The sequence below is a fragment of the Okeania sp. genome (assembly GCF_983059655.1).
This window is the reverse complement of sequence record NZ_CEZPJD010000643.1, coordinates 1-4,672: the sequence shown is the minus strand read 5'-3', so window position 1 is coordinate 4,672 and position 4,672 is coordinate 1. Positions and strand designations below refer to the sequence as shown.

Sequence of the window (4,672 nt, the reverse complement as noted above, 5' to 3'; positions counted from 1 at the left end):
TAATTACATAATTTAAGGAATATCCGAAACTTTTGATCGCTCCAGCCCTGTTAAATTTACCGAAAAATTGTGGTTTAAAGCCTCACCTTTTAAGGGTATAATAAATAAAAATTTTCTTTTGAGTCAATCCTCTTCTTTTCAAGGAGAGGTAATTATTAATTATTAATTATTAATTATTAATTATTGAAACCTACCACCTAAAACCTTCAGCAATTCTAGACCACGAGATGTACCTAACCTAGTAGCACCCACAGAAATTAGATCCATTGCTTGATCATAAGTTTTAATTCCTCCAGCAGCTTTAATTCCCACATTAGTCTTAGTCATTTCCTTGAGCAGTTGCACGTCCGCTAACGTTGCTCCACCATACCATCCCGTATTAGTAACAATAAAGGCCACACCAGAATCCATTAAGACTTCTGTCGCTAATCGCTTTTCTGCTTCTGTAAGTAATGCCATCTCTAAAATGGCCTTCACTCCTTTACCAGTTTCCTCAGAAATTTCCGCAATTTCCCGATGTAATTCATTAGTCTGGCCTGTTTTAATGTGACTCAAATTAATCATCACATCTAATTCTGAAGCACCATTTTCTACAGCTTCTGAAGCTTCATACAATTTACCTTTACCAGTAGTTTGACCATGAGGAAAACCAATCAAAGTACAAACTTTTGGATGTTTGCCATGAAGAAGTTCAGCTACTTGTTTGACGTAGTAAGGATATACACAAACTGATGGAAACTTAAATTTTTCAGCGTCCGTACAGAATTTTGAAACTTGTTCTGGGGTTGCGGTAATTGTTAATAAAGAGTGGTCAATAAAAGGGGAAATATCTATAAGTTCCGGCTGCTCTACAGCCATTTTTTCTCTCCCAAAATATAGTTTTATTAATGGATAATTGATAATGGATAATTGATAATTACCTCCGGCTTTAACCGTTCTTGATTGAATATAAGGAATATTCTCTTTTCTCTTGGTCGATTGGATATGGCGAGGAGACCCGTTCTTGCAGACCCGCTCCGCTAACGCCATCCCACCCAACGGGTGCGCTCCGCTAACGACCGCTTTTTTCCCTTAATCTCAATAAGGGGAGGCTTTAAACCACAATTATTTAATTATTAATTATTCGGTCAAATTCAATTATTAAATTAATATTAATTAAGCAGAAAATGGTTACTTATAAATATGATTTTTGAAATATAGGTTTTTTCTCCAGAGGTGAGGTACATTTGTTTTTTTATCTGCTGTAGCTTGTTGCCTAAAACTTAGAAATTTGTACCTCACCGAATATTAGCAATTGCTAATGTTTAGTTCTTTTTTTGTTAGTAGTGTCAGGGAGACGCACCCAGGCGTCTCAACAACAGTTATCTTAACAGCTTCTTAATGACTTATAGACTTAGAAAGATACTAATTGACAACAAATTCAAATTACAATAAAGCAATAAAGATTAATAGCGGGAACGTCTTTTCCTTTGTTTTTGTAGAGCCATTGCCTTACGCTTCCGTTTTTCAATGGGTGTCTCAAAATGACGATGTTTTTTCATGTCTGGGAATATTCCAGCTTGAGAAACTTGTCGTTTAAACCGACGTAATGCAGATTCAATTCCTTCATTTTCTCCTAGTATCACTTGGGTCATCTATGCATTATCCTCCTAATAGATATTTTGACTTTATTTTTTTTTTGTGGAGCAAAAGTAGTTATTCTTTGCTAGTTCTGATTACAGAAAGCAAGATTAGCCAATTGTGGCTACTACTTTAAATAGCTCTAACAGATTCAATTGACATCTCCAGGGGTTGAAACACCCTGGATTCTGTGGTTAGTCCACCGCAAATGGGATAAATCCACATTTGCTTCAAGCCTATCAACAAACTCCTATACTCCTCGGCATAGACCGAAATCTAGCTGTGAGCTTACCTTTTTTTGTAGCTTTGGGATTTGACGATGGGGTTAAAACCCGCGTGCCATTATTCAACCAGGGGATAAATAACCCTCGCTAACTTTCTCCCGTCATTTTTTAGGTTTTAGTATATTAGCATAAATTATCTAATGTTTAAATAAGGAAGAAGGAAATGGTCTAATTGTGGTATAATTAAAATTAATACTTACTATTCCCTGTTCTCTGTCATTGAAACTGACTGAATAACCACCTGTAAACTTGAGCTTGATTTTCTTGACGAGTACGTTGCAGTGCTTCTTCTAATAAAGAAATGCCTAACCCTGGCAAAACTTGAGACTCATTAATTCTTTTACTACCTCCATCGGCAACGGCAAAGGCAATAACTTCTGCCTTCAAGGCCGCGTCAACTATCCAATATTCAGAAACATTCATTGCTTCATACAGTAAACGTTTTTCCCCTTTATCATCTGTCAAAGAAGCATCGGCAACTTCTATAACTAGGGTTGGTGGGGGATAGATACCAAGATCGATAAGAAAAGTTTCCCAAGGAATGACATCAGCATTTTCACCAATGTAATAGGAAGCATCGGGTTGAGCGGCGAGATATTCGGTTTTGTCATAAGCGCCATTATCTAGACCGTTGAGCATGATGTTTTTGGTGGCAGCAAACAGACCAACTACTCCAATAACAAATGCGTGGTCACTACCATGACCGTTGCCGACTGCTGACATTTCGATTCTGAGTCTTCCGTTGTGGTAGTAAACTTTGGCTTTTTCGTAGAAGGGGTCTTCAATAATTTGGATGTATTCTTGCCAAGTTGCTGTTATCCAAGTGTCTATGGGTGGTTTTGCTTGGGTTTTATTCATGGGTATTTCAGTTATTAGTTGTCAGAAAATTTTGGTTTTTCATAAGGATTATTGAATTTTTAGCGATCGCTATATAAAAATCCTTAAGCTAAAAAAAAATTGGTTAAGACTTATGCGGATGATCAATCTCAGAAATGTTTTTCCAACTATTCCCTATTGCAGGATGGCATAAATAACTAACCAGTTACAAAATCCTAAAAGCTTTACCAACCAATATTTTTGACTTTTAACGTTTGAAAAAGTTTATTGTTTATATTGTTCTTAGAAAAGTTTACCTTGAATATACTCTGGTTCTGAAATAACAGACTTTTTCCGTTTTTTGCTTTGCTCTTCTAGAGCAAGGTCAATATCTTTCAATTTTGCAGGTCTCCATAAAAGGGTATCGTTAGGATTATTTTCTCGCATTCGTTTGAAAGCAGTATTTCTGCTGTTAGTCGCATAGCAATATTGACAACCAAAAACACAAGTATCATAAATACCGATATCAACTGACTCAACACAACCACATTCTTCTCTCGTTGGTGCTGCTTTCAGATGAGTTTTAAAGTTAGGTCGTAACGTTTGAATAATATCCATATCAATACAATGAGCTTTTTCAATTCCTTCACCTGTTAAAGCATCATCACAACAGGAATATAATCTAATTCCTCGTGCTGTAGCAATATCTCGGAGTTGATCAGTAAGTTGCTGTTTTTCTTCTAGAGAAGGATGCTGAAATTTGATGTTATTCTCTACAGCAACTTTGCCCAAATTACGCTTTGTTTTACCGTAAAAATTAACAAAGGAAAAATAGCAACGTTTTGTATAACCTTCTAGTTGTTGACTGAGAAAATCGAACTTTTCTAAGTGATAAGAAAAGGGTGTTATGTCACTTAGTAAAATCGGGTCATATCGCCACTGAATTTGATTAGGTGAAAGATGTTCAGACAGCTTTTGAAAAGTTTCTATTGATTTTTTTAGGGGTGGGTTATTAGTTTCTATTGCTTTGGGATACCCATTAATGCTGAAATGGAAATAGTAAATATATCCTTGGTTACTCAGAAAATTCAGGTGTGGTAATAGTGGTTGAGGATTACGAGTCCAAAATGTTATGGCCAAACAATCTTCTGGTCGCAAAGAGACTCGATAAACTTGATAGCTAACTGGATTAATTCTATGGCAAAAACCTGCTTGAATTTGATTGAGAAACCATTTACTGTAGAAAGCTGGAATATCTGTTCTACGACTTGCACTTATAATTTTCATTGTGTTTATTTTTTTTAGTAGCTATATAGTTACTAATTATAACTTTAGATTGACTAAAACATCAATAAATGTCAGACCATTTTTCTTTTCATCCTGATATTGCATCTACTTATAGTGCTGTACATGAGTGGTTAGCAAAGCAACCAGAAGCTAAAGACTACAAGAATATTTCTCGAAAACAAGTAGTAGAAAAACTTTTAGAAGAAACGCTTGAAAGTGCTGCTGCTCAATATTACTATTTTTTTCCTGCACACTATTTTAAAGTAATTTACACCCTGGAAAATATCGTAACTTCAGAAAAATTATTGAATTGGATATCTACAAATCAGCATATATGTTTAATAGATGTTGGATGTGGAGCAGGAGCAGCAACTATAGCATTTTTAGACAAAATTATTTCTTTCCGAGAAAGTGAAAAATTTACAAATTCACTAGAAATTGTATGTATAGCAATAGATAAAAATCCTTACTCTTTAGCAATATACAACCAATTTGTGAAAGAAGTAAAAAACCTACTCGCTCAATTAAATATTACATTAATATATAAAATTTATCCTAGAAGCTTACAAGAGCGGGTTTCACATATAATTAAGTTTATTAATGACCAGTGTAATCAATGGGGTCAACCTTGTATATCTAATGCTATCCTTCTCCAATCTAATGTT

Annotated in this window: 5 protein-coding genes and 1 pseudogene; 2 read left to right on the top strand and 4 right to left on the bottom strand. The window is 35.1% G+C overall.

What is annotated here, in order from left to right; translation table 11 throughout:
- Positions 1 to 180 precede the first annotated feature (180 nt).
- Both deoC and rpsU read right to left on the bottom strand, forming a co-directional pair.
- Entirely contained in the window at positions 181 to 858 is a 678-nt protein-coding gene (gene deoC / locus AC3DU7_RS25825) for a deoxyribose-phosphate aldolase (protein ID WP_488042143.1), read from the bottom strand.
- Between the two features lie 587 nt (positions 859 to 1,445).
- On the bottom strand, positions 1,446 to 1,634 hold the full coding sequence (gene rpsU / locus AC3DU7_RS25820; RefSeq protein ID WP_011613894.1) for a 30S ribosomal protein S21: 189 nt from the start codon (positions 1,632 to 1,634) through the stop codon (positions 1,446 to 1,448).
- A gap of 211 nt (positions 1,635 to 1,845) precedes the next feature.
- On the opposite strand from rpsU, the gene AC3DU7_RS25815 reads away from it, so the two are divergent.
- The gene (locus tag AC3DU7_RS25815) at positions 1,846 to 1,995 is read left to right on the top strand and encodes a hypothetical protein (protein WP_488042142.1); all 150 of its coding nucleotides are present in this window, start codon (positions 1,846 to 1,848) and stop codon (positions 1,993 to 1,995) included.
- A 125-nt stretch (positions 1,996 to 2,120) separates the two neighbouring features.
- On the opposite strand, the gene AC3DU7_RS25810 is transcribed toward AC3DU7_RS25815, so the two are convergent.
- Together AC3DU7_RS25810 and AC3DU7_RS25805 are read right to left on the bottom strand one after the other, a co-directional pair.
- Complete coding sequence (locus tag AC3DU7_RS25810) at positions 2,121 to 2,762, bottom strand: Uma2 family endonuclease (RefSeq protein WP_488042141.1); 642 nt, start codon at positions 2,760 to 2,762, stop codon at positions 2,121 to 2,123.
- A 261-nt stretch (positions 2,763 to 3,023) separates the two neighbouring features.
- Positions 3,024 to 4,007: a DUF1848 domain-containing protein gene (locus AC3DU7_RS25805; RefSeq protein WP_488042140.1), complete on the bottom strand. Its 984-nt coding sequence runs from the start codon at positions 4,005 to 4,007 to the stop codon at positions 3,024 to 3,026.
- 68 nt (positions 4,008 to 4,075) lie between these two features.
- Between AC3DU7_RS25805 and AC3DU7_RS25800 the strand changes: the two are divergent.
- Positions 4,076 to 4,672 (top strand): annotated as a pseudogene (locus tag AC3DU7_RS25800) (RNA-directed DNA polymerase); the annotation flags it as partial.